This window comes from Pseudomonas koreensis (genome assembly GCF_012986595.1).
Lineage (GTDB): Bacteria > Pseudomonadota > Gammaproteobacteria > Pseudomonadales > Pseudomonadaceae > Aquipseudomonas > Aquipseudomonas koreensis.
Window position 1 is genome coordinate 224,356 of record NZ_JAAQYM010000005.1, and the last position, 24,749, is coordinate 249,104.

At 60.4% G+C, this 24,749-nt stretch carries 24 protein-coding genes; 13 read left to right on the forward strand and 11 right to left on the reverse strand.

Features of this window, described 5'->3' with window-relative positions:
* The first annotated feature begins 34 nt into the window (after positions 1-34).
* The 6 genes from hisB to HBN98_RS16980 all read left to right on the forward strand — a co-directional run bounded on the left by hisB (position 35) and on the right by HBN98_RS16980 (position 3,916).
* Positions 35-628, forward strand: a complete 594-nt coding sequence (gene hisB / locus HBN98_RS16955) for an imidazoleglycerol-phosphate dehydratase HisB (protein WP_007909204.1) — start codon at positions 35-37, stop codon at positions 626-628.
* Entirely contained in the window at positions 628-1,266 is a 639-nt protein-coding gene (gene hisH / locus HBN98_RS16960) for an imidazole glycerol phosphate synthase subunit HisH (protein ID WP_083367285.1), read from the forward strand. The genes hisB and hisH overlap by 1 nt, the downstream gene beginning before the upstream one ends.
* Complete coding sequence (locus HBN98_RS16965) at positions 1,267-1,527, forward strand: DUF2164 domain-containing protein (protein ID WP_064585535.1); 261 nt, start codon at positions 1,267-1,269, stop codon at positions 1,525-1,527. It begins immediately after the preceding gene.
* Positions 1,528-1,569: 42 nt separating this feature from the next.
* Entirely contained in the window at positions 1,570-2,307 is a 738-nt protein-coding gene (hisA, locus tag HBN98_RS16970) for a 1-(5-phosphoribosyl)-5-[(5-phosphoribosylamino)methylideneamino]imidazole-4-carboxamide isomerase (protein ID WP_064585536.1), read from the forward strand.
* A gap of 9 nt (positions 2,308-2,316) precedes the next feature.
* Positions 2,317-3,087, forward strand: a complete 771-nt coding sequence (gene hisF / locus HBN98_RS16975) for an imidazole glycerol phosphate synthase subunit HisF (RefSeq protein ID WP_007909211.1) — start codon at positions 2,317-2,319, stop codon at positions 3,085-3,087.
* A gap of 73 nt (positions 3,088-3,160) precedes the next feature.
* The gene (locus HBN98_RS16980) at positions 3,161-3,916 is read left to right on the forward strand and encodes a substrate-binding periplasmic protein (protein WP_083367284.1); all 756 of its coding nucleotides are present in this window, start codon (positions 3,161-3,163) and stop codon (positions 3,914-3,916) included.
* A 45-nt stretch (positions 3,917-3,961) separates the two neighbouring features.
* On the opposite strand, the gene HBN98_RS16985 is transcribed toward HBN98_RS16980, so the two are convergent.
* The 4 genes from HBN98_RS16985 to gpmI all read right to left on the reverse strand — a co-directional run bounded on the left by HBN98_RS16985 (position 3,962) and on the right by gpmI (position 9,161).
* Positions 3,962-4,738, reverse strand: a complete 777-nt coding sequence (locus HBN98_RS16985) for a divergent polysaccharide deacetylase family protein (RefSeq protein ID WP_083367283.1) — start codon at positions 4,736-4,738, stop codon at positions 3,962-3,964.
* 2 nt (positions 4,739-4,740) lie between these two features.
* A complete protein-coding gene (locus HBN98_RS16990; RefSeq protein WP_064585539.1) occupies positions 4,741-6,060 on the reverse strand; it encodes a S41 family peptidase in 1,320 nt (439 codons plus the stop codon).
* Positions 6,061-6,091: 31 nt separating this feature from the next.
* Positions 6,092-7,378, reverse strand: a complete 1,287-nt coding sequence (locus HBN98_RS16995) for a murein hydrolase activator EnvC family protein (protein WP_083367282.1) — start codon at positions 7,376-7,378, stop codon at positions 6,092-6,094.
* 253 nt (positions 7,379-7,631) lie between these two features.
* Complete coding sequence (gpmI, locus tag HBN98_RS17000) at positions 7,632-9,161, reverse strand: 2,3-bisphosphoglycerate-independent phosphoglycerate mutase (RefSeq protein WP_083367281.1); 1,530 nt, start codon at positions 9,159-9,161, stop codon at positions 7,632-7,634.
* Positions 9,162-9,314: 153 nt separating this feature from the next.
* Between gpmI and HBN98_RS17005 the strand changes: the two genes are divergently transcribed.
* The 3 genes from HBN98_RS17005 to secB are packed head-to-tail and all read left to right on the forward strand — an operon-like array spanning position 9,315 to position 10,527.
* Positions 9,315-9,728, forward strand: a complete 414-nt coding sequence (locus HBN98_RS17005; protein WP_083367280.1) for a rhodanese-like domain-containing protein — start codon at positions 9,315-9,317, stop codon at positions 9,726-9,728.
* Between the two features lies 1 nt (position 9,729).
* Positions 9,730-9,984, forward strand: coding sequence for a glutaredoxin 3 (grxC, locus tag HBN98_RS17010; RefSeq protein WP_083367279.1), 255 nt, complete (start codon positions 9,730-9,732; stop codon positions 9,982-9,984).
* Positions 9,985-10,041: 57 nt separating this feature from the next.
* Positions 10,042-10,527, forward strand: coding sequence for a protein-export chaperone SecB (gene secB / locus HBN98_RS17015; protein WP_027611264.1), 486 nt, complete (start codon positions 10,042-10,044; stop codon positions 10,525-10,527).
* A 120-nt stretch (positions 10,528-10,647) separates the two neighbouring features.
* On the opposite strand, the gene HBN98_RS17020 is transcribed toward secB, so the two are convergent.
* Complete coding sequence (locus tag HBN98_RS17020) at positions 10,648-11,103, reverse strand: tRNA (cytidine(34)-2'-O)-methyltransferase (RefSeq protein WP_083367278.1); 456 nt, start codon at positions 11,101-11,103, stop codon at positions 10,648-10,650.
* On the opposite strand from HBN98_RS17020, the gene HBN98_RS17025 reads away from it, so the two are divergent.
* Entirely contained in the window at positions 11,102-11,542 is a 441-nt protein-coding gene (locus tag HBN98_RS17025; protein ID WP_083367277.1) for a hypothetical protein, read from the forward strand. The genes HBN98_RS17020 and HBN98_RS17025 overlap by 2 nt on opposite strands.
* 555 nt (positions 11,543-12,097) lie before the next feature.
* On the opposite strand, the gene ntrC is transcribed toward HBN98_RS17025, so the two are convergent.
* The 5 genes from ntrC to glnA all read right to left on the reverse strand — a co-directional run bounded on the left by ntrC (position 12,098) and on the right by glnA (position 17,611).
* Positions 12,098-13,534, reverse strand: a complete 1,437-nt coding sequence (gene ntrC / locus HBN98_RS17030) for a nitrogen regulation protein NR(I) (protein ID WP_007961729.1) — start codon at positions 13,532-13,534, stop codon at positions 12,098-12,100.
* Positions 13,531-14,616: a nitrogen regulation protein NR(II) gene (gene glnL, locus HBN98_RS17035; RefSeq protein WP_007961730.1), complete on the reverse strand. Its 1,086-nt coding sequence runs from the start codon at positions 14,614-14,616 to the stop codon at positions 13,531-13,533. The genes ntrC and glnL overlap by 4 nt, the downstream gene beginning before the upstream one ends.
* 230 nt (positions 14,617-14,846) lie before the next feature.
* Entirely contained in the window at positions 14,847-15,464 is a 618-nt protein-coding gene (locus HBN98_RS17040; RefSeq protein WP_083367276.1) for a DUF4124 domain-containing protein, read from the reverse strand.
* A complete protein-coding gene (locus tag HBN98_RS17045; RefSeq protein WP_083367275.1) occupies positions 15,461-15,973 on the reverse strand; it encodes a DUF4124 domain-containing protein in 513 nt (170 codons plus the stop codon). Before HBN98_RS17045 ends, HBN98_RS17040 begins: the two co-directional genes overlap by 4 nt.
* 231 nt (positions 15,974-16,204) lie before the next feature.
* A complete protein-coding gene (glnA, locus tag HBN98_RS17050; RefSeq protein WP_003220788.1) occupies positions 16,205-17,611 on the reverse strand; it encodes a glutamate--ammonia ligase in 1,407 nt (468 codons plus the stop codon).
* Between the two features lie 328 nt (positions 17,612-17,939).
* Here glnA and thiI point away from each other — a divergent pair, with 328 nt between their 5' ends.
* Positions 17,940-19,394: a tRNA uracil 4-sulfurtransferase ThiI gene (gene thiI, locus HBN98_RS17055; protein WP_083367274.1), complete on the forward strand. Its 1,455-nt coding sequence runs from the start codon at positions 17,940-17,942 to the stop codon at positions 19,392-19,394.
* Between the two features lie 139 nt (positions 19,395-19,533).
* A complete protein-coding gene (gene typA, locus HBN98_RS17060) occupies positions 19,534-21,354 on the forward strand; it encodes a translational GTPase TypA (RefSeq protein ID WP_064585549.1) in 1,821 nt (606 codons plus the stop codon).
* Positions 21,355-21,513: 159 nt separating this feature from the next.
* On the opposite strand, the gene HBN98_RS17065 is transcribed toward typA, so the two are convergent.
* Positions 21,514-21,951 carry a YkgJ family cysteine cluster protein gene (locus HBN98_RS17065; protein ID WP_007961740.1) on the reverse strand — a complete coding sequence of 146 codons (438 nt, stop codon included), beginning with the start codon at positions 21,949-21,951 and terminating at the stop codon, positions 21,514-21,516.
* Between the two features lie 257 nt (positions 21,952-22,208).
* Here HBN98_RS17065 and HBN98_RS17070 point away from each other — a divergent pair, with 257 nt between their 5' ends.
* Positions 22,209-24,659 carry a glycogen/starch/alpha-glucan phosphorylase gene (locus HBN98_RS17070; protein WP_064585550.1) on the forward strand — a complete coding sequence of 817 codons (2,451 nt, stop codon included), beginning with the start codon at positions 22,209-22,211 and terminating at the stop codon, positions 24,657-24,659.
* Positions 24,660-24,749: the final 90 nt, after the last annotated feature.

Consider the following 24,749-nt stretch of genomic DNA (forward strand, 5'->3'; position numbering starts at 1 on the left):
GCCTTTTTCGCCCAATGATTTTGCGGAGCTGGTGATGGCCGAACGTAAGGCGTCTGTCGAGCGCGACACTCTGGAAACCCAGATCAAAGCCTCGATCAACCTTGATGGCACCGGAAAGGCCCGATTCGATATCGGTGTTCCTTTTCTTGAGCACATGCTGGATCAGATTGCCCGTCACGGGTTGATCGACCTGGATATCGAATGCAAGGGCGATCTGCATATCGACGACCACCATACCGTGGAAGACGTCGGTATCACCCTCGGCCAGGCGTTCGCCAAAGCCATCGGCGACAAGAAAGGCATCCGTCGCTACGGCCACGCCTACGTGCCGCTCGATGAAGCGCTGTCGCGCGTGGTGATCGACTTCTCCGGCCGCCCAGGCCTGCAGATGCACGTGCCGTACACCCGCGCCACCGTGGGCGGCTTCGACGTCGACCTGTTCCAGGAATTCTTCCAGGGCTTCGTCAACCACGCACTGGTCAGCCTGCACATCGACAACCTGCGTGGCACCAACACCCACCACCAGATCGAAACCGTGTTCAAGGCTTTCGGCCGCGCCCTGCGCATGGCCGTCGAGCTGGATGAGCGCATGGCCGGGCAAATGCCATCGACCAAAGGCGTTCTGTAATGCAGACGGTTGCAGTTATCGACTACGGCATGGGCAACCTGCACTCGGTGGCCAAGGCCCTCGAGCACGTCGGCGCCGGCAAGGTGCTGATCACCAGCGATGCGGACGTGATCCGCGAAGCCGACCGCGTGGTATTTCCCGGGGTTGGCGCGATTCGCGACTGCATGGCGGAGATCCGTCGCCTCGGTTTCGACTCGCTGGTGCGTGAAGTCAGCCAGGATCGTCCGTTCCTCGGTATCTGTGTCGGCATGCAAGCCTTGCTCGACACCAGCGAAGAGAACGACGGCGTCGATTGCATCGGCCTGTTCCCGGGCGCGGTGAAGTTCTTCGGCAAAGACCTGCATGAAGACGGCGAGCACCTGAAAGTCCCGCACATGGGCTGGAACGAAGTGCAGCAGAAGGTCAGCCACCCGCTGTGGCACGACATTCCGGACCTGGCGCGTTTCTACTTCGTGCACAGCTACTACATCGCCGCCGCCAACGCGCGGCAGGTGGTCGGCAGCGGTCATTACGGGGTCGATTTCGCTGCAGCGCTGGCCGACGGCTCGCGTTTCGCCGTGCAGTTCCACCCGGAGAAAAGCCATACCCATGGCCTGCAGCTGCTGCAGAACTTCGCTGCGTGGGACGGTCGCTGGTAAATGGTTGCCAAGAAGTCCAAGCCGCCGATCCTGACCCTCACTCCCGAACAGGAGAACGAGGCCAACCGCAAGATCCAGCGGTTCATGGAGGATCGTTTCGAACTCGACCTGGGTTCGTTCGAAGCGGCGGAAATTCTTGAGCTGTTTACCCGCGAAATTGCTCCGCACTATTACAACAGGGCGATTTTCGATGTGCAGACCCACCTCAAAGAGCGGTTTGAAAGCATCGAAAGCGACCTGTGGGCGCTCGAGAAAAACTGATTTCCGAGCCAAGCTGAACATTCAAATTTGAAGGTTTGCCAGATGCTGATTATTCCCGCTATCGATCTTAAAGACGGTGCCTGCGTACGTCTGCGCCAGGGCCGCATGGAAGATTCCACAGTGTTCTCCGATGACCCGGTGAGCATGGCTGCCAAGTGGGTGGAGGGCGGCTGCCGCCGTCTGCATCTGGTCGATCTGAACGGCGCGTTCGAAGGTCAGCCGGTCAACGGCGAAGTGGTCACCGCGATCGCCAAGCGTTACCCGAACCTGCCGATCCAGATCGGCGGTGGCATCCGTTCGCTGGAAACCATCGAGCACTACGTCAAGGCCGGCGTGAGCTACGTGATCATCGGCACCAAAGCGGTGAAAGATCCGGCGTTCGTCGCTGAAGCCTGCCGCGCGTTCCCGGGCAAAATCATCGTCGGTCTGGATGCCAAGGACGGTTTCGTCGCCACCGATGGCTGGGCTGAAATCAGCACCGTGCAAGTCATCGATTTGGCCAAGCAGTTTGAAGCCGACGGCGTGTCCTCGATCGTTTATACCGACATCGCCAAAGACGGCATGATGCAGGGCTGCAACGTACCGTTCACCGCTGCGCTGGCTGCAGCCACCAAGATCCCGGTGATCGCTTCCGGCGGCATTCACAATCTGGGTGACATCAAGACGCTGCTCGACGCCAAGGCACCGGGCATCATCGGCGCCATCACTGGCCGGGCGATCTACGAAGGCACCCTCGACGTCGCCGAAGCGCAAGCTTTCTGCGACTCGTATCAAGGCTGAGGACTGACCATGGCGCTGGCCAAACGCATCATCCCTTGCCTGGACGTGGACAACGGCCGGGTCGTCAAAGGTGTGAAGTTCGAGAACATCCGTGACGCCGGTGACCCGGTGGAAATCGCCCGTCGCTATGACGAGCAGGGTGCCGACGAGATTACCTTCCTCGACATCACCGCCAGCGTCGATGGCCGCGACACCACGCTGCACACTGTCGAACGCATGGCCAGCCAGGTGTTCATCCCGCTGACCGTGGGCGGCGGCGTGCGCACCGTGCAGGACATTCGCAACCTGCTCAATGCCGGCGCGGACAAGGTCTCGATCAACACCGCAGCGGTGTTCAACCCGGAGTTTGTCGGCGAAGCCGCGCAGCATTTCGGTTCGCAGTGCATTGTCGTCGCCATCGATGCGAAGAAGGTCTCCGGCCCGGGTGAAACCCCGCGCTGGGAAATCTTCACCCACGGCGGGCGCAAGCCGACCGGTCTCGACGCGGTCGAGTGGGCGAAAAAGATGGAAGGCCTGGGTGCCGGCGAGATCCTGCTGACCAGCATGGATCAGGACGGCATGAAAAACGGCTTCGACCTCGGCGTGACCCGCGCCATCAGCGATGCGCTGGGCATTCCGGTGATCGCTTCCGGCGGCGTCGGCAACCTGCAGCATCTGGCCGACGGCATCCTCGAAGGCCACGCCAGCGCGGTACTGGCGGCGAGTATTTTCCACTTCGGCGAATACACCGTGCAGGAAGCCAAAGCGTATATGGCCAAACGCGGCATCGTGATGCGCTAAACCGTACAGGCCAGTGGACAGCATGGCGTACCCAAGGCACTCTTGGGCACGCCATGGATTCCGGTAGCCCGACATGATCAAACGCCTGCTTCTTGTTCTCGCCAGCGCTTCTGTGTTGCTGCTCAACACGGCCCGCGCCGAAAACAGTCCCGACACCGATCTGGTGCTCCTTACCGAAAACTTCCCGCCGTACAACATGGCGAAAGACGGCAAGAACTTCGCCAAAGGCGAGAACATCAATGGCATTGCCGCCGACATCGTGCGTGAGATGTTCAAGCGTGCCGACCTGACCTACAGCCTGACGTTGCGCTTCCCTTGGGAGCGGGTTTACAAGCTGGCGTTGGAGAATCCCGGTTACGGTGCCTTCGTGATGGCGCGGCTGCCGGATCGCGAAAAACTGTTCAAATGGGTCGGCCCCATCGGTCCGGACGACTGGATCATGTTGGCCAGGGCCGACAGCAAGATCATCCTCGACACCCTCAATGACGCCCGCAAATACAAGATCGGCGCCTACAAGGGCGACGCGATTGCCGAGACGCTGACCAAGCAAGGCTTGAAGCCGCTGGTGGTGCTGCGCGATCAGGACAACGCGAAAAAACTGGTCAACGGCCAGATCGACCTGTGGGCCACCGGTGACCCGGCCGGGCGCTACCTGGCAAGACAGGACGGCGTGACCGGGCTCAAGACCGTACTGCGCTTCAACAGCGCCGAGTTGTACCTGGCGCTGAACAAGAACGTGTCGGACGAGACGGTGAAGAAGCTGCAGGCAGCGCTGGATCAGATGCGCAAGGACGGCGTGGTGGACGAGATCATGGGCCGGTATCTCTGAGGCCTGAGCTTCCCTGATACACATGTGGGAGCGGATGTTGCCGGGTCAGCGGTACACGCCATCCTTGCCGTGAGCAGCCGTCGCGCGATTGCTGCGCACGCTGATCATCTGCTTGACGTCGATCCACTCAATCCCCTGGGACTTGAGCTTCGGTAATTCGCGCTCCAGCACCGCCAGTGTCTGCGGATACGGGTGGCCGATCATCACCGCCGAACCCTGCTTGCGCGCCAGGCTGATCGCGGTCTGCAACTGAGTGTAGATCGCCGCTTCGGTGCGCTCGTCATCGAGGAACACATCCCGCGAGACGCTCGCCAGATCGATCTTCTGCGCCTGTTGCGCAGCCACGGTCTGTGCACTGGTGCGGCTGTCGACGAAGAACTTGTGCCGGCGCTGCAACTCCCCCATCAGCCAGGCCATCGCCACCGGTTGCGCGGTCATGCGGCTGCCCATGTGGTTATTGATGCCGGCGGTGTAGGGGACCCTTTTGAACGCGGCGTCGAGGCGCTTTTCCAGCTCTTCGAGCGGCAGCTCGGGGTGCCAGGCATACGGGCCGGTGGCCGGGTCCATGGGCATGTGCAGGATCACGATCTTGCCGGCGCGATGGGCTTCGCGGGCAAATTCAGCGGCATGTGGGGTGTCGGGCATGATCGCTGTGGTCACCGGGCCGGGCAGGGCCAGTACGCGGCGATCCCGGGGCAGGTTTTGCCCCAGGTCGTCGATGATCAGCGTCAGGTAGGCTTTTTGCGCAGTGGTTGTGGCGGGCTCTGCATGAGCAGCACCCGCCAGACAGCACAGCAGGACCATGAGCAAACGCAGCGACATCCTCAGCGGCCGGAGGTGATGCTCAGCCCTTTGAGCAGGCTCAGGGCCTGGGCCAACTGGTAATCGTCATCCTGCGGCATGGCCTTCGGCTTGGCGCCGGAACCGGTCGGTTTGTCCGCGCCACCGTTGCCGTTGCCCAGGTGACCTTGCAGGTCGGCTTCCTTGAAGTAGTCGCCGTCCGCCTCGTTGGTGATCTTCGCCTTGCGCACTTCGATGTCCGGGACGATGCCCTGAGCCTGGATCGAGCGGCCGTTCGGCGTGAAGTACAGCGCCGTGGTGATCTTCAGTGCGCGGTCGTTGTTCAGCGGCAGCACGGTCTGCACCGAGCCTTTGCCGAAACTGGTGGTGCCCATGACCACGGCGCGTTTCTGATCCTGCAGGGCGCCGGCGACGATTTCCGAGGCCGAGGCGCTGCCACCGTTGATCAGCACGACCATCGGCACCGCTTCGCTTTCGTCCTTGCCGGTGGCGGAGAAGCGCAGCTCGGAGTTGGCGATCCGGCCTTTGGTGTAGACGATCAGACCCTTCTTGATGAAGTGGTCGACCACTTCCACGGCGGCTTGCAACACGCCGCCCGGGTTGTTGCGCAGGTCGAGGATGATGCCGTTGAGCTTCTTGCCGTTGTCCTTGCGCAGCTTGGCCAGGGCCTTGGAGACTTCTTCGCCGGTCTTGACCTGGAACTGGGTGATGCGGATGTAGCCATAGCCCGATTCCAGCAGCTGCGCCTTGACGCTCTTCACTTGAATCACGGCGCGGGCCAGAGTCACGTCGAACGGCGTGCCGCCGTCACGGACCAGGGTCAGGGTGATTTTCTGGCCGATCTTGCCGCGCATCTTGTCCACGGCTTCGGTCATGGTCTGGCCGCGAGTCGGCTGACCGTTGATCTTGACGATGAAGTCACCGGCCTGAATGCCGGCCTTCGACGCCGGAGTGTCGTCGATTGGCGACACGACCTTGATGAAGCCGTCTTCGGACCCGACTTCGATGCCCAGACCGCCGAATTCGCCGCTGGTGCTTTCCTGCAGCTCGGTGAAGTCTTCAGGGCCAAGATAAGCGGAGTGCGGATCGAGGTTGCTGAGCATGCCCTTGATCGCGTTTTCCAGCAGGGTCTTGTCGTCCACCGGCTCGACATAGGCGGCCTTGATCCGATCCATCACCTCGGCAAAGGTGCGCAACTCTTCCAGCGGCAACGGAGCCTTGGCGGTCGCGGCAGTGCCTGCCGGAGCGACGGCCGGGGCCGGTTGAGCAGCGAACGCCAGAGGCGCGCCGATCACCAGGGCGATCGTCAGGGCCAGCGAGGTAAGGCGGGACAAATGCAGCATGTCGAACGAACTCCTGAATTAGGCGACGCGCTTATCCTTGCGCGTGACACCATTGCGCCGGATCACTCGGGTGACCCTGCTGACGAATTGCGAAATACAGCGCGGGTGTGTCCTGACCGCCACTGTTACCCACAGTGGAAATCGACTCACCGGCTTTTACCACGTCACCGGCCGACTTGAGCAGCGTCTGGTTGTGACCGTAAAGACTCAGATAACCATTGCCGTGGTCGAGGATCACCAGCAGCCCGGCACCGCGCAACCAGTCGGCGAACACCACGCGCCCGCCGTGCACGGCATGCACCTGGCTGCCGGCGGCGGCGCTGATCATCACGCCATCCCACTTGGTGCGGGCATCGTCGCCACGGCTTTCGCCGAAGCGTGCCAGCAATCGACCATCAACCGGCCACGGAAGTTTTCCCCGGGTTGCAGCAAAAGGGCCACCGAAGGTCTCGCCGCTGCTGGAAACCAGCGCGCCTGGCGTTGATCTGACCGGTTTTCGTGGGGCGTCGCTGGTATCAGCCTGCGCCTCACGCAAACGCTTTTTTTCCGCTTCCTGCTGGGCGATCAGCGCTTTCTGCCGCGCTTCTTCTGCCTCACGGGCCTGGCGGGCCAGGGTTTCTTCAATGGTTTTAAGGACTTTAGACAGGTCTGCCTGATCCTGCTCGCGGGCGGCCAGTTTCTGGTCGCGGGCTTTCACGTCATCGTTGAGCTTGGCGAGGACTTGCTGGCGTTCCTTGCGGACTTTTTCCAGCTCGTCGCGCTGGCTGTCGAGGCTGCTTTTCTGCACCAGCAATTGCGCCTGCTGCATGGCGATGTCATTTTCGACATTGGCCAGTTGGCGCAGGGTTTCGTTGAAGTTCTTCAGCTGCTCCAGGCGGGCCTGGCTCAGGTAATCGTAATAGGTCAGGGTGCGGGCGAATTTCTCGGGATTCTGCTGGTTGAGCAGCAGCTTGAGGTATTCCTGACGGCCGTTCTGATAGGCCGCACGGGCCTGGATGGCGATCAATCGCTGTTGTTCAGTGCGCGCGCTCTGGAGTTTTTTTTTCTCCGCATCGAGTCGCTGCAGCTCGGATTCGCTTTTCTTCAGCTCTTTTTGCAGGGCATCGACCTGCTTCTCGAGCTTGCCCATCTCGGTTTCAGTGCCCTTGAGCTCTTTCTGCACGCCGGATTTTTCTTCCTGCAGCTTGCCCAGCAGCTTTTTCAGCTCGGCAATGTCCTGACGCGTGGCATCCAACTGCTGTTGGGTTTGCGCGCGCTCGTCAGCGAAGGCCGGTTGGAGCAGGCAGGTCAGAGCGAGGGCGATCAGGACGCGGAGCATAGAGGCGGGCGGCACCAGGGTAATGGACGGCCTAGTATGCCCGCCCGAGGCTGCAAAAAAAACGCCCAATTGGGCTTGTGTGATAACTGGAGCTATAGACGGGGTGAAATCCTTTTTAAAAACCCCAAAAACCACTGTGGGAGCGGGCTTGCCCGCGATGGCGTCTTAACATTCAACATAGCTGTTGGCTGTCAGATTGCTATCGCTGGCAAGCCAGCTCCCACAGGGTTTTGCGGTGTTTTATGGATTCGGGTCAGACCAGAATCGAAGTCCCCGTCATCTCCGCCGGTTTTTCCAGGCCCAGCAGCATCAGCATGGTCGGCGCCACGTCCGCCAGTACGCCGCCTTCGCGGACCTTGAGGTCACGCTTGCCGACGTAAATGAACGGCACCGGTTCGGTGGTGTGCGCGGTGTGCGCCTGGCCGGTGGAGGCGTCGGACATCTGCTCGACGTTGCCGTGGTCGGCGGTGATCAGCGCTTCGCCGCCGACCTCCTCCAGTGCCTCGACGATGCGCCCGACGCAGGTGTCCAGGCATTCCACGGCTTTTACCGCAGCATCGAACACGCCGCTATGGCCGACCATGTCGCCGTTGGCGTAGTTGACCACGATCACGTCGTAACGCTGGTGTTCGATGGCATCGACGATGCGGTCGGTGACTTCCGGTGCGCTCATTTCCGGTTGCAGGTCGTAGGTGGCGACTTTCGGCGACGGGATCAGGATGCGCTCTTCGCCCGGGAACGGTTCTTCACGGCCGCCGGAGAAGAAGAAGGTCACGTGCGCGTATTTCTCGGTTTCGGCGATGCGCAGCTGGGTTTTGCCGTTCTTCGCCAGGTAGTCACCGAGCACGTTTTCCAGGCTGCCGGCGGCGAAGGCCGATGGCGCAGGGATGCTGGCGGCGTATTGGGTCAGCATGACGAAGCCGGCCAGTTTTGGCTGGCGCGCGCGCTCGAACTCCTTGAAATCGTCTTCGACGAACACGCGGGTCAGCTCACGGGCACGGTCGGCGCGGAAGTTCATGAACACCACGGCGTCGCCGTCTTCGACCTTGACCGGCTCGCCGATGGTGGTGGCCTTGACGAATTCGTCGCTCTCGCCACGGGCGTAGGCGGCGTCGAGGCCTTCCTGGGCGGTGGCTGCGTTGAATTCGGCGTTGCCGTCGACGATCAGGTTGTAGGCCTGGGATACGCGGTCCCAGCGGTTGTCACGGTCCATCGCGAAGTAGCGACCGACGATGCTGGCGATGCGGCCCTTGCCGAGCGCCTGGAAGGTCGCGTCGAGCAGTTCGATCGACGAAGTGGCGCTTTTCGGCGGCGTGTCGCGACCGTCGAGGAAGGCGTGCAGGTAGATTTTCTCGGCGCCGCGCTTGAAGGCCAGTTCGGCCATGGCCACCAGGTGATCCTGGTGGCTGTGCACGCCGCCATCGGACAGCAGGCCCATGAAATGCACGGCCTTGCCGGCTGCCACGGCTTTATCCACAGCGGCACAGATGGTCGGGTTTTCAAAGAACTCACCGTCGCGGATCGCTTTGGTCACGCGGGTGAAGTCCTGATACACCACGCGCCCGGCGCCGAGGTTCATGTGGCCGACTTCGGAGTTGCCCATCTGGCCGTCCGGCAGGCCGACGTCCATGCCGCTGCCCGAGATCAAGCCGTTCGGCACGCTGGCCCACAGGCGATCGAGTACCGGCTTCTTCGCCGCATACACGGCATTGGATTCGTGGCTGTCACTGTGACCGAAGCCGTCGAGAATCATCAGGACCAAAGGTTTAGGCGTGGTAGTCATGGAATCCACTCGTGGCTAATAAAGAAGAGGGCGATGGAAAAGGGAGTGGCAGTTTAAAGCCAAGTTCAATCCACGTCACCGCCGGACGGGGTTTGGCCCTCCATAGCGGCTGTGTATACTGGCCGACATTTTAACGCCCTGGAACCTCCTTCGATGGTTGCTCACCTGATTGAATTTGCCACTAACCACTACATTCTTGTCGGTATCTTCGTCGTACTGCTGGCCCTGCTGCTGGCGCACACGATGCAGGGCGGCGGTAAAAGCCTGAGCACCGGCGAACTGACCGCACTGGTTAACAAGGACGCGGGCGTCGTGGTGGATATCCGTCCAGCGAAGGATTTCGCTGCTGGCCACATCGTTGGCGCGGTGAACATTCCCCAGGACAAACTGGCTGCGCGCATCGGCGAGCTGGAAAAACACAAGGCCAAGACCATCATTCTGGTCGACGCCCTGGGCCAGACCGCTGGCACCCACGCCCGCGAACTGATGAAATCCGGCTTCACCGCCGCCAAGCTGTCCGGCGGGATTTCCAGCTGGAAAGGCGACAACCTGCCGCTGGTGAAGTGATATGAGCGAAGTCATCGTCTACTCCAGCGATTACTGCCCTTATTGCGTGCGAGCCAAGCAATTGCTCGTGAACAAAGGTGTGGCCTTCGAAGAGATCAAGGTCGATGGCAAGCCGCAGATTCGTGCTGCCATGAGCCAGAAGGCCGGACGCACCTCCGTGCCGCAGATCTGGATCGGCGACAGGCACATCGGCGGTTGTGATGATTTGTATGCCCTGGAGCGCGCCGGCAAGCTCGACGCGCTGCTCAAGGCCTGAACGGCTGCACCCACGTACAGCAATCCCTAAAAGACCCAAGATCAGAAAGGATCTGAGATGACTGACCAACAGAACACTGCAGCCAGCGAAGAAGAAACCGCACCGCAATTCTCCTTGCAGCGCATCTACGTACGCGATCTGTCCTTCGAAGCCCCGAAAAGCCCGGCGATCTTTCGCCAGCAGTGGGACCCGACCGTCGGTCTGGATCTGAACACCCGTCAGAAAGAGCTGGAAGGCGATTTCTACGAAGTTGTGCTGACCCTGTCCGTGACCGTGAAAAACGGTGACGAAGTAGCCTTCATCGCTGAAGTGCAACAGGCCGGTATCTTCCTGATCAAGAACCTGGATGCGGCTTCGATGAGCCACACCCTGGGTGCGTTCTGCCCGAACATCCTGTTCCCGTACGCTCGCGAAACCCTGGACAGCCTGGTGACCCGTGGTTCGTTCCCGGCCCTGATGCTGGCACCGGTGAACTTCGACGCCCTGTACGCGCAAGAGCTGCAGCGCATGCAGGAAGCCGGCGAGACCCCGACCGTTCAATAAGCGGTTCAGCTGTACCCCTGTGGGAGCGAGCCTGCTCGCGAAAGCGATTTGTCAGTGACATCAATGTTGCTGACAGACCGTAATCGCAAGCAGGCTCGCTCCCACAGTTGTTTTGGGTGTTTATTTGAAGCCGTTCTGCCGCCACGCTTCGTACACGGCCACCGCCACGGTGTTGGACAGGTTCAGGCTGCGGCAACCTTCGCGCATCGGCAGGCGCAGACGCTGTTCCGCCGGCAGGGCGTCCAGCACCTCTGGCGGCAGGCCACGGCTTTCCGGGCCGAAGATGAACGCGTCGCCCGGGACGAACGCGGCATCGTGAAACGGTCGCGAACCCTTGGTGGTAAAGGCGAACAACCGTGGGTTGCCCAGGCTTTCAAGGCAACTGGCGAGGTCGGCGTGGCGCTGCAATGTGGCATATTCGTGGTAGTCGAGACCGGCCCGGCGCAAGCGCTTGTCGTCCATCTCGAAACCCAGCGGTTCGATCAAATGCAGGTGGCAGCCGCTGTTGGCGCACAGCCTGATAACGTTGCCGGTATTCGGCGGAATTTCTGGTTGAAAAAGGATGACGTGAAACATGCACGGCTCCGAAGGTAAAGATGACGCGCATTCTACGCCGCAAGCGGACCCGCGTTCGAAACTATTCCCGCGGGTGATCGGTTCGCTGGCGATTGTCGGTCTGATGATCGGTTTGATGATCGGCCGCCTGACCACACCGGACCCGAGCGTGCTGCAGCAGGTTGAAGTGACGGATGACGGCCTGGTGGTCTGGTTCAACAACGAACCGAAGCTGCACGGCGAAATCATTGATGGCACCGTGGCCCTGTTGTTTCAGGCCGAAGGTCGCGCGCAGAAAGGCCAGCTCAAGCTCAACGGCAAGGACGTCAACTGGCGAACACGGATGAGTGATGGCGGGTTGTTGCTGACGGTGCTGGCAGCGCGGCCGCTGCAGGGGGACTGGGCCGGCAGCCAGGTCGATGACCGCTGGCGGCTGGAGATCCATCTCCGGGAGCAATAAAAGCGGGAATCCCCGGCCTGCCTGTACCAAGGTTCCCAAAACGGGCGGCTCACCGCCGAGGCGGTTGAGCCGGAGTAAAGAAGGAACCCCTGACCTGCCTGTATCAGAGGCCCCAAAACGGGGTGGACTTCGCTTGCAGCGTCGGTCCGGTGTAAAGAGGGAACCCCCGGCCTGCCTGTACCAAGGATCCCAAAAGGGTGGGTTCGCCGCGATGCGGTTTGAACCCGGTGTAAAGAGGGGAATCCCCGGCCTGCCTGTACCAAGGTCCCCGAAACGGGTGGTGAATCGAATCACCTGTAAGAGGTATTGCAGGGCGCGTGCCAGGTTTTAATTGGTTGAAACAAAAAAGTTGATCAGAAACGCGAAAGCCCCGTAAAACGGGGCTTTCGCCTGTTTGAAGTGTCGAAGTTTTTTTGCGCTAGAGCTGAGTTCCGCTTGGCGCGTGGTGCGCGATTGCAGGTCAATGTGCATTGCGCTGGTGCACACGCAAAAAAGATCGCAGCCTTCGGCAGCTCCTACAGGGATATGCGTTCTGTATAGGAGCCGAGTGCCGAGTTAGCCCTCATCCCCCTCATCGTCATCCCCACCATCCACTTTCATCCCCAATTCCTTGATCTTGCGCGTCAGGGTGTTGCGACCCCAGCCGAGCAATACCGCGGCATCGCGACGCCGGCCGGCTGTGTGCTTCAGCGCAGTCTCGATCATGATCCGTTCAAACGCCGGCACCGCGCTGTCGAGCAGGCTCGACTGGCCACGGGCCAAGGCCTGATCGGCCCACTGGCGCAGCGCCTGCTCCCAGTTGGTTACCGGCGCCGAATCCTGCGGCAGGCTCAACAACTCTGGCGGCAGGTCGCTGATGTGCACTTCGCGGCCGGACGCCATCACGGTGATCCAGCGGCAGGTGTTCTCCAACTGCCGCACGTTGCCCGGCCATGGCAGGTTCTTCAGGTACTCCTCGGTCTCGCTTTTCAGCAGCTTCGGCTCCACCGCCAGTTCTTGTGCAGCGCGGCTGAGGAAGTGCTTGGCCAGGGTCGGGATGTCTTCGCGACGATCCGACAGGCGCGGGATGTGGATGCGGATCACGTTGAGGCGGTGGAACAAGTCCTCACGGAATTTCCCGGCGTGCACCAGGGTTTCCAGATTCTGGTGGGTGGCGGCGATGATCCGCACGTCAACCTTGACCGGCACGTGCCCGCCAACGCGGTAGAACTCGCCGTCGGCCAGCACCCGCAGCAGCCGGGTTTGTGTATCTGCCGGCATGTCGCCGATTTCATCGAGGAACAGCGTGCCGCCGTCCGCCTGTTCGAAGCGCCCACGACGCAGGTTGGCTGCGCCGGTGAACGCGCCTTTCTCGTGGCCGAACAGCTCGGATTCCATCAGGTCTTTCGGGATCGCCGCCATGTTCAGCGCAATGAACGGCGAGGCCGCGCGCGGGCTGTGGCGGTGCAGGGCGTGGGCCACCAACTCTTTACCGGTACCGGATTCGCCGTTGATCAGCACGGTGATGTTGGAGTGGCTCAGGCGGCCGATGGCACGAAACACTTCCTGCATCGCCGGCGCTTCGCCGATGATTTCCGGGGTGCGAGTCAGCGCCGGTACCACTTCCAGGCCTTGCTGTTCCTGCGCATGTTGATTGGCGCGTTTGACCAGCGATACCGCCTCGTCCACGTCAAACGGCTTGGGCAGGTACTCGAATGCACCGCCCTGATACGAGGCCACCGCGCTGTCCAGGTCGGAGTGAGCGGTCATGATGATGACCGGCAACCGTGGGTGCTGCTCGCGAATCCGCGCCAGCAGGTCGAGGCCACTCGCGCCCGGCATGCGGATGTCGGAAATGATCACATCAGGCTGCTGACGGGCCAGACGACTCATCACGCCATCGGCGCTGTCGAAGCTCTGCGTGGTCATGCCTTCCTGCTGCAAGGCTTTTTCCAGAACCCAACGGATTGAACGGTCGTCATCGACGATCCACACGGTTTCACTACGGCTCATGTCGATGTGGCTCCTTGTTCCAGTGGCAGAAAGATCGAGAACGTGGTGTGGCCTGGATGGCTGTCACACTCGATCAGGCCCTGGTGCTGGCTGATGATGTTCTGGGTAATGGCCAGGCCCAGCCCGGTACCGTCCGGGCGGCCGCTGACCATGGGAAAGAAGATGGTTTCCTGCAATTCCGCCGGGATCCCAGGGCCGTTGTCGATGATCTCGATTTTGGTCACCAGGCGATGGCGCACGTGGCCGATGGTGAACTGGCGCATGGTCCGAGTGCGCAGGCTGATGCGGCCCAGACGCAACTCGTTCTGGCTGCTGATCGCCTGCATCGCGTTGCGCACGATGTTCAGCACGGCTTGAATCATTTGTTCGCGGTCGATCAACACGTCGGGAATGCTCGGGTCGTAATCGCGCACCAAGGTGATGCAGCCCTGACTTTCCGCTTCGACCAGTTGGCAGACGCGCTCAAGCACTTCATGGACGTTGCACAGGGCCAGCGACGGCAACTTGTTCGAACCGAGCATGCGGTCGACCAGATTACGCAGGCGGTCGGCCTCTTCGATGATCACGTTGGTGTAGTCGCGCAGGCTGTCTTCCGGCAGTTCGCGGGCCAGCAATTGCGCGGCGCCACGGATACCGCCCAGCGGATTCTTGATCTCGTGAGCGAGGCCGCGCACCAGCATCTTGCTGGTTTCCTGCTTGGACAGCTGCGCCTCCTCCTTGGTGATCCGCAGCAGCCGGTCACGCGGGTGCACTTCCAGCAGGAGCATGGTCGCGCCGTTGCTGAGGATCGGCGTGACCGCGTAATCAACGGTCAGGGTCTGGCCGGTGAGGGCGGTGAGCATCGCTTCGCGCTTGGTGAACGGGTGCGCCTGTTCGACCGCCTGGCGCAGCGAGTTGAGCGCCTCGGTGGATTCGGTGAACAGCTCGCTGATGAACTGCCCATGGCTGCGCTGACCGCTGATGGCCAGCAGCATCTCGGCCGCCGGGTTCATGTACTCAAGGCGCAGTTCGGCGTCGAGCAGGATGGTGGCGGTGGTCAGGTTGTCGAGCAGCAAACGGTGGATTGCGTCGCTTATGGTCATCTGGACCCCTTTTGGAGCAAGGCGTGCGCGAGAACTAAGCGCTGATGCGAGGAAAATGCAAAAACCAAACCAAGGCTCCGAAAAGAAGCGCTCAACCCCTGAAACAGGCGTTTGACGCTCGTTTGCGTGGCGTCCCGTCGGGGCTGGCGGGTACTTTCGAACCAAAATGGGTTGGAATGTGGGTACGGTGCAGTCTAGTGCACCAATATAGTGCGCAAAGCTGAACGGCGTTAGAAGAAACGCAGGAAGGGATTTTTTTCTTCGGCGGGTTTGTCTTTCAGTGGACATTCCGGGCGTACGCCATAGTCTTCGCTGACGCAGGGTTTGACCTGGCGTTTCTGCGCCAGCGAAATGCGCAGCATGTGGAACGGCTGGTTGGCGGTGCGTTCGACGGTGCGGCCCTGCTCATCGAGGATTTCCACCGACAGGTTGTGGCTGCCCCGGTCGATGTTGCTCAGCGGGAACACCGGGCTCAGGCCCGGCTCGCCCGTGGCCTGGCCGTCCAGCAGCAGGCGATAGCGATGGCCGGGTTGCAGGCCCGGTTCACTGGTGACACTGACGATCACCTCGCCAGCACTGCTGCGCAGGGTCGCGTCCGGTTCAGGAATCAGAATGCGCAGCATGTCGTAATGGAACAGAGTGGGTTCCGGGGATTTTTGTGCGGCGCTGATCGGCGCCGCAGCCGTAGGGGTGGCCGACATGCGATTGCTGGTCGCGATGGGCACGCGCTTGGCGTTGCCGCGCGGCTGATCGGTGTAGACGCGATTGCCCTGCGCATCGACGTAGGTGAAGACTTCCGCCGAAACCGGCAGGGCGAGCAGGCACAGGATCAGCCAGACACCTCTCATGGCTTGTGTACACGCTGCACGGTAAACACCACGGACGGGCTCTGCTGAATGATCGCCTGACCATCGATCACCTGCACCGCCAGGCGATGCTCGCCACGGTCGACATTCACCAGCTGCAGGATCGGCACGTTGCTCGGCTGACCGTAAGGTTCATCGTCGAGGACCAGTCTTAATTGGTGCGGCGCCTGCAAACGCGGCTTGATCAGCACGTTGACGGTGAAGGTGCCGTTGTTGGCGCGCAGGGCTTCTTCGCTGGGCAGGCCAGTCAGCTCCAGTATCTCGTAGGCGTTGCGTGCAGGTGGACGATTGTCAGTGCTGGTGGGCGCCGGTGCGCTCGGTGCCTGCGGCTCGACGCGGTTCAGCGGCGGCAACTCGACAGGCTGCGCCTTGATGCCGTCCGGCGAGTGATCGCTGTAGACCGTATTGCCGTTGGCGTCGGTGTACTTGTAGATCTGCGCGGCGGCGGGCAGGGCTATCAGCAGCAGGATGTAGAGAAAGGTGCGACCCATGAAAGCGACCGGGAAAGAAAGCGATGGGGTGCAGCATAGGTCAGGGTGGGCGACAGACCCAAACCGTTAACAAATGGAATTGAAAAGCCAGGTCAAAAGATCGCAGCCTTCGGCAGCCCCTGCACCGATCCCGGTAGGAGCTGCCGAAGGCTGCGATCTTTTGATCTTCAATAAAAAAGGCCTCCCGAAGGAGGCCTCTTTTGTCACGCCGCGTAGCGCGGCGCTACCGGATCAGCAGCTGTAGTACAGCTCATATTCCAGTGGGTGCACGAAGGTGCGGACCTTGATTTCTTCTTCGGATTTCAGCGCGATGTAAGCGTCGATGAAGTCGTCGGAGAACACGCCGCCCTTGGTCAGGAACGCACGGCCCTTGTCCAGCTCTTCCAGGGCTTCTTTCAGGCTGCCGCAAACTTGTGGGATCTCTTTCGCCTCTTCAGGCGGCAGGTCGTACAGGTTTTTGTCAGCGGCATCGCCTGGGTGGATCTTGTTCTGGATACCGTCCAGGCCGGCCATCAGCAGAGCTGCGAAAGCCAGGTACGGGTTGGCAGCCGGATCCGGGAAACGTGCTTCGATACGACGGCCGCGTGGGCTGTTGACGTAAGGAATACGGATCGAGGCGGAACGGTTGCGAGCCGAGTAGGCCAGCATTACCGGAGCTTCGAAACCTGGCACCAGACGCTTGTAGGAGTTGGTGGCCGGGTTGGTGAAGCCGTTCAGGGCCTTACCGTGCTTGATGATACCGCCGATGAAGTACAGGGCGGTTTCGGACAGGCCGGCATAGCCTTCGCCAGCGAAGGTGTTCTTGCCGTCTTTGGCGATGGACATGTGGACGTGCATGCCCGAGCCGTTGTCGCCGTACAGTGGCTTCGGCATGAAGGTCGCGGTGCGGCCGTAAGCGTCAGCAACGTTGTGTACAACGTATTTCAGAGTCTGAACTTCGTCAGCTTTCTTCACCAGGGTGTTGAACTTGACACCAATTTCGTTCTGACCGGCAGTCGCCACTTCGTGGTGGTGAACTTCAACGGTCTGGCCCATCTCTTCCAGTGCGTTGCACATGGCAGTACGGATTTCGTGGTCGTGGTCGAACGGCGGAACCGGGAAGTAGCCGCCTTTGATACCAGGACGGTGGCCTTTGTTGCCGCCTTCGATGTCCTGGTCGGACATCCACGAACCTTGTTCGGAGTAGATCTTGAACATCGAGCCGGAGATGTCCGACTTGAACTTCACTTCGTCGAAGATGAAGAATTCTGGTTCCGGACCGGCGAAGACGGTGTCACCGATACCGGTGGTCTTCAGGTATTCCTCGGCGCGGTGAGCGATGGCGCGCGGGTCGCGATCGTAACCTTGCATGGTCGACGGTTCGATGATGTCGCAGACCAGGATCAGGGTCGCGTCTTCGGTGAACGGGTCGAGCACGGCAGTGTCGTCGTCCGGCAGCAGGATCATGTCGGAGGCTTCGATGCCTTTCCAGCCAGCGATGGAGGAACCGTCGAACATCTTGCCAACTTCGAAGAAGTCGTCTTCCAGCGCATCGCGAGCCGGCATGGTCACGTGGTGCTGAGTGCCTTTGGTGTCCGTGAAGCGCAGATCAATCCACTTGACGTCATGATCTTTGATGAGTTGAACCGACTTCGACATAGTGTCCTCCGGGTGGCTTAGGGCTTGGTAGTGGATGCCCTTAATATGGGTGATGCCGGCGCAGATACTCTGCCAAGGCAACCTGCCTCACAAGGGAGCAAATTGCATGCCAGTGCCCCACCATGGGTTTTTTGCCCCAAATTCACGCTTGCAGCGGTGCAAAGCGCAATAAAGGGGAAAATCTCGCCCCTTAATGTAGCGTGTAAATCTGAAAGTGACCCGTTTTGGTGCATGTGAAACCTTCTGCATATTAACTGGTTAAACCTTGAGCAATTTCCGCTATAATCCGCGCCCCCCTTTTTCGGCTGGCCCTGCGCGCGCTGTTTTCATGAAACTAATCGTAAAAGTCTTCCCCGAGATCACCATCAAAAGCCGCCCTGTCCGGATGCGTTTCATCCGCCAGCTGGCCAAGAATATCCGCGCCGTGCTCCGCGATCTGGACCCGGCCGTGGTGGTGAACGGTGTGTGGGACAATCTCGAGCTGGAAACCCGCGTTACCGACCTCAAAGCCTTGAAAGAGATGGGCGAACGCCTCACCTGTACGCCTGGCGTCGCGCACTTTTTGCAGATCGCCGAGTACCCGTTGGGCGACTTCGACGACATCACCGAGAAGTGCAAACAGCACTACGGCGATGTGCTGGCCGGGAAGATTTTTTCGGTGCGCTGCAAACGTGCAGGCAAGCACCCGTTCAGCTCGATGGACGTCGAGAAATACGTCGGCAGCAAGCTGCGTCGCGAGTGCGGTGCGGCCGGAATCGACCTCAAGGCGCCGGAAATCGAAGTCCGAATCGAAGTTCGCGACCAACGGTTGTTTGTCATCCACAGCCAGCACAACGGCATCGGCGGCTATCCGCTCGGCGCCTTGGAGCAAACGCTGGTATTGATGTCTGGCGGCTTCGATTCGACGGTTGCCGCCTACCAGATCATGCGCCGCGGCCTGATGGCGCATTTCTGCTTCTTCAATCTGGGCGGTCGTGCCCACGAATTGGGCGTGATGGAAGTCGCGCATTTCATCTGGAAGAAGTACGGCAGCTCGCAACGCGTGCTATTTGTCAGTGTTCCGTTCGAAGAAGTGTTGGGCGAAATTCTCGGCAAAGTCGATAACAGTCATATGGGCGTCGTATTGAAGCGTATGATGTTGCGCGCGTCCTCCGCCATCGCCGACCGCCTGCACATCGATGCCCTGGTAACCGGCGAAGCGATCTCCCAGGTGTCGAGCCAGACCTTGCCGAACCTGTCGGTGATCGACTGCGTGACTGACAAGCTGGTCCTGCGTCCACTGATCGTCGCGCACAAGCAGGACATCATCGACACGGCCAACGAGATCGGCACCGCCGATTTCGCAAAGCACATGCCGGAATACTGCGGGGTCATCTCGGTCAATCCGAAGACCGCCGCCAAACGCCACCGCGTTGAGCACGAAGAGAAAGAATTCGACATGGCGGTCCTCGAGCGTGCGCTCGAAAACGCCAAACTGGTGCCGATCGATCGGGTGATCGACGAATTGGGCCAGGACTTGCAGATTGAAGAAGTCGGCGAAGCGCTGGCCGGTCAGATCGTCATCGACATCCGTCATCCGGATGCGGCCGAGGATGACCCGCTGGAACTCGCCGGCATAGAAGTACAGACGATGCCGTTCTACGCAGTGAACGCTCGTTTCAAGGAGCTGGATCCGACTCGCCAGTACCTGCTGTATTGCGACAAAGGCGTGATGAGTCGCCTGCATGCTCACCATTTGCTCAGTGAGGGGCATGCCAATGTGCGCGTTTATCGACCGAGCTAAGTGCCCGGGGCTGTTTGCCTGTGGCCTGCGTCACCGGCCCCCCGACACCGCCGTCAAGCTGTAACGGCCATGCCGGACACTACTGTTAATCGCTGCCAAGACTTGTCAGCAAACCGAATCCTCTGATCGAGATACACAAGTGATCGAAAATCTACGTAACATCGCCATCATTGCCCACGTTGACCATGGTAAGACCACCCTGGTAGACAAACTCCTGCGTCAATCCGGCACCCTGGAGCGCAACGAGCTCAACGACGAGCGCGTGATGGACTCCAACGACCAGGAAAAAGAGCGCGGTATTACCATTCTGGCGAAAAACACCGCCATCAACTGGAACGGCTACCACATCAACATCGTGGACACCCCGGGCCACGCCGACTTCGGCGGCGAAGTAGAACGCGTAATGTCGATGGTTGACTCCGTTCTGCTGCTGGTTGACGCTCAAGACGGCCCTATGCCGCAAACCCGTTTCGTGACCAAGAAGGCTTTCGAAGCCGGCCTGCGTCCAATCGTGGTGATCAACAAGGTTGACCGTCCAGGCGCGCGTCCGGACTGGGTTCTGGACCAGATCTTCGACCTGTTCGACAACCTCGGTGCGACCGAAGAACAACTGGACTTCCAGGTTGTTTACGCCTCGGCCCTGAACGGCATCGCCGGTCTGGATCACACCGCCATGGCTGAAGACATGACCCCGCTGTACCAAGCGGTAGTCGATCACGTTCCGCCTCCGGCCGTTGACCGTGACGGTCCGTTCCAGATGCAGATCTCCGCTCTTGACTACAACAGCTTCCTGGGTGTTATCGGTGTTGGCCGTATCGCTCGTGGTCGCGTCAAGCCGAACACCCCGGTTGTCGCTATCAGCGCCGACGGCAAGCGCCGCAACGGTCGTATCCTGAAGCTGATGGGTCACCACGGTCTGCACCGCGTTGACGTTGAAGAAGCAGCGGCCGGCGACATCGTCTGCATCAGCGGCTTCGACGAGCTGTTCATCTCCGACACTCTGTGCGATATCAACACCGTCGAGGCGATGAAGCCGCTGACCGTTGACGAGCCAACCGTTTCCATGACCTTCCAGGTAAACGACTCGCCATTCTGCGGTAAAGAAGGCAAGTTCGTGACCTCCCGTAACATCAAGGATCGTCTGGACAAAGAGCTGCTGTACAACGTTGCACTGCGCGTTGAAGAAGGCGACTCGGCTGACAAGTTCAAGGTTTCCGGCCGTGGTGAGCTGCACCTCTCGGTACTGATCGAAACCATGCGTCGCGAAGGCTTCGAGCTGGCCTTGGGCCGTCCTGAAGTGATCATCCGTGAAGTTGACGGCGTGAAGCAGGAACCGTTCGAAAACGTAACCATCGACATCCCTGAAGAATCGCAGGGCAAGGTCATGGAAGAGATGGGTCTGCGTAAGGGCGACCTGAGCAACATGGTGCCGGATGGCAAGGGCCGTGTTCGTCTGGAATACAACATCCCTGCTCGCGGTCTGATCGGTTTCCGTAACCAGTTCCTGACCCTGACCAACGGTGCTGGCATCCTGACCTCGATCTTCGACCGTTACGCTCCAGTGAAGTCGGGCCACATGTCCGGCCGTCAGAACGGCGTTCTGGTTTCGGTTGAAACCGGCAAGGCACTGACCTACTCGCTGGAAACCCTGCAGGCTCGTGGCAAGCTGTTCGTAGAACACGGCCAGGAGATCTACAACGGTCAAATCGTTGGTCAGAACAGCCGCGACAACGACCTGGGTGTGAACCCAACCAAAGGCAAGAAGCTCGACAACATGCGTGCTTCGGGTAAAGACGAAACCATCGCTCTGGTACCACCTGTTCGCTTCACTCTGGAACAGGCTCTGGAATACATCCAGGAAGACGAGCTGTGCGAAGTCACGCCTAAGTCCATCCGTCTTCGCAAGAAGATCCTGGACGAAAGCGAGCGTACCCGCGCTGCCAAGAAAGCCAAGGCATAAGATTTAGCCCAGGCTGAAAAAAAACGCCCCCGGTCGCGAGACCGGGGGCGTTTTTGTTTGTCTGCGATTCAAGGCAAAAAAAGATCGCAGCCTTCGGCAGCTCCTACAGGGATACGCATTCCCCTGTAGGAGCTGCCGAAGGCTGCGATCTTTTGATCTTCAGAACTTCTCGATCGACCGTGAATTCTGCACGCGCTCGACTTCTTTCGGCTTGTACGCGCAGTATCCCGGACGCGGGCCGATTTTCGGGTGGTTGCGGCAGGTGTCCGGGCGCTTGTCATAAATGGTGCACAGGCGGCTCTTACGATCCAGGTAGTAGCAATCGTTGTTGCTCATGCGCTGCAGGGTGAAGATCCCCGACTTCTGGTTGAAGCGCTCGACCAGCCCTTCCTTTTGCAGGCGCTTGGCGATGTTCTTCGGCGGATCGCCCAGCTCGAACTCGTCGACCACACCGATGCGCACCAGGTCCTTGATCTTGACCTCGACCGGCAGGGTGCAGCAGCTGGAGACACAAGAGCCGCACATCGGGGCCGAATATTTGGCCCACGTATCGAGACGGTCGATCTCGGCGGCGGCAATCAGGTTGGGCTTCATCATCGGGAATTACCAGGCGTGTGCATCAGGGCGCGCGATCATACCGGGACTGGTGGATTTTTGAACAACCTTTCGCCAGATTTTTCCAAATGCCGTGGAATTGGCCGTCAGTACGGCACGGCCCCTGCATTCATTAGCCCACTCGCCAAGGTAATGCCGGGCTATCTCACCGTCTTCGGAAAAACTGCAGAACCTGCGCCTCTACCGTCGGTCAGACCGTCTAGGCTCAGACAATTCCACGCTCGCTCGAGGTCCTATCGATGACTCAAGAACCACTAGTTCGCGAAGCAGAGGTGGCCGCATTCCGCGATGCCGTCCTGACCAAGCTCACCTATGCAGTGGGCAAAGACCCGGATCACGCCTTCGACCATGACTGGTTCGAAGCCATTGCCCTGGCGGCGCGCGACCACATGGTCGAACACTGGATGGACCACACCCGGCAGATTTACCGCAAAGGCCAGAAGCGGGTGTATTACCTCTCGCTGGAGTTTCTCATTGGCCGCTTGCTCTACGACAGTCTGAGCAACCTGGGCCTGCTCGACGTCGCCCGGGAGGCGCTGACTGAACTCGGCGTCGATCTGGAGCGCATTCGCCTGCTGGAGCCGGATGCGGCGCTGGGCAACGGCGGCCTCGGGCGTCTGGCGGCGTGCTTCATGGAAAGCATGTCGACCCTCGGCATCGCCGGGCATGGCTACGGCATTCGCTACGAGCACGGCTTGTTCCGTCAGGCCATCGTCGATGGCTGGCAGCAGGAACAGACCGAGCACTGGCTGGATTTCGGTAACCCGTGGGAGTTCGAGCGGCCGGAAGTGGTGTACAGCATCGGCTTCGGCGGCAGCGTCGAAACGGTCACTGATGCCAGTGGCAAGACCAAACAGGTCTGGTCGCCCGCAGAAACCGTGCGCGCGATTGCCTACGACACGCCAGTGGTTGGCTGGCGCGGGGCGAGCGTCAACACCTTGCGCCTGTGGCGTGCCCGAGCCATGGAAGATCTGCACCTGGAGCGCTTCAACGCCGGTGACCACCTGGGTGCCGTCGCCGAAGTCGCCCGCGCCGAAAGTATTTCCCGCGTGCTTTACCCGGCCGACAGCACCGAAGCCGGGCAGGAGCTGCGCCTGCGTCAGGAATACTTCTTCGTCGCGGCTTCGCTGCAAGACTTGCTGCGTCGCCATCGCAACATGCACACCTCGGTGCTGACCCTGGGCGATCACGCGGCGATTCAGCTCAACGACACCCACCCCTCGATTGCCGTCGCCGAACTGATGCGGCAACTGGTCGACGTCTACGACGTGGCCTGGGACGCAGCGTGGCAGGTCACCGTCGACACCCTGTCGTACACCAACCACACGCTGCTGCCCGAAGCGCTGGAAACCTGGCCGGTCGGCCTGATGGAACGCATGTTGCCGCGGCACATGCAGATCATCTACCTGATCAACGCGCAGCACATCGATTCGCTGCGGGCCAAGGGCATTCACGATTTCGACGTGCTGCGCGCGGTGTCGCTGATCGAAGAAGACAACGGTCGCCGGGTGCGCATGGGCAACCTCGCCTTCCTCGGTTCGCATAGCGTCAACGGCGTGTCCGGACTCCACACGCAGTTGATGCGCAAGACCGTGTTCGCCGAACTGCACAAGCTCTACCCGGAGCGGATCAACAACAAAACCAACGGCATCACCTTCCGCCGCTGGTTGTTCCAGGCCAACTCCGAACTGACCTCGATGCTGGTCGATGCCCTCGGCCCGGAGGTGCTGGATAATCCTGAAGAACGCTTGCTCGATCTCGAACCGTTCGCCGAGAAAGCCGCGTTCCGCAAAGCCTTCGCCGAGCAGCGCCTGCACAGCAAAAAGGCCTTGGCCTATCTGATTCACGAGCGGTTGGGGATCGCGGTCAATCCGGCGGCGATGTTCGACGTGCAGGTCAAACGGATCCACGAATACAAGCGCCAGTTGCTCAACCTGATGCACACCGTGGCGCTGTATCAGGCGATCCGAGCCGAGCCTGAAGTGGACTGGGTGCCACGGGTGAAAATTTTCGCCGGTAAAGCGGCAGCGAGTTATCACCAGGCCAAGCTGATCATCAAACTGACCAACGACATCGCCCGGGTGGTGAATAACGACCCGACCGTGCGTGGCTTGCTGAAAGTGGTGTTTCTGCCCAACTACAACGTCAGTCTGGCCGAGAGCATTATTCCGGCGGCGGACTTGTCCGAGCAGATTTCCACTGCCGGTTTCGAAGCGTCGGGCACCAGTAACATGAAGTTCGGTCTCAATGGCGCACTGACCATCGGCACCCTTGACGGCGCCAACGTGGAAATGTGCGAACGCATTGGCGCCGAGCACATGTTCATCTTCGGCCTGAGTGCGCAGCAGGTCGAAGCGCGCAAGCAGAACCACGAGTTCAGCGCCGCGCCGGACATCGCCGCGTCTCATCGTTTGAGCGACGTGCTGCAAGCGATCCGCAGCGGTGTGTTCTCGCCGGATGACACGTCGCGCTACACCGGCCTGATCGATTCGCTGGTGGACTACGACCGCTTCCTGGTCTGCGCCGACTTCGACTCCTACTGGGAAGCGCAAAAACGCGTCGACGCGCACTGGCACGATTCCAACAACTGGTGGCGCTCGGCAGTGCTCAACACGGCGCGGATGGGCTGGTTCTCGTCCGACCGGACCATTCGCGAGTACGCCACCGATATCTGGAAGGCACTGGAGTAACTTTCCGCTCGGCTCGATATAATCGACGCGCCGGAAAAGATCGCAGCCTGCGGCAGCTCCTACTCAGGTGTTCACATGACCCTGTAGGCG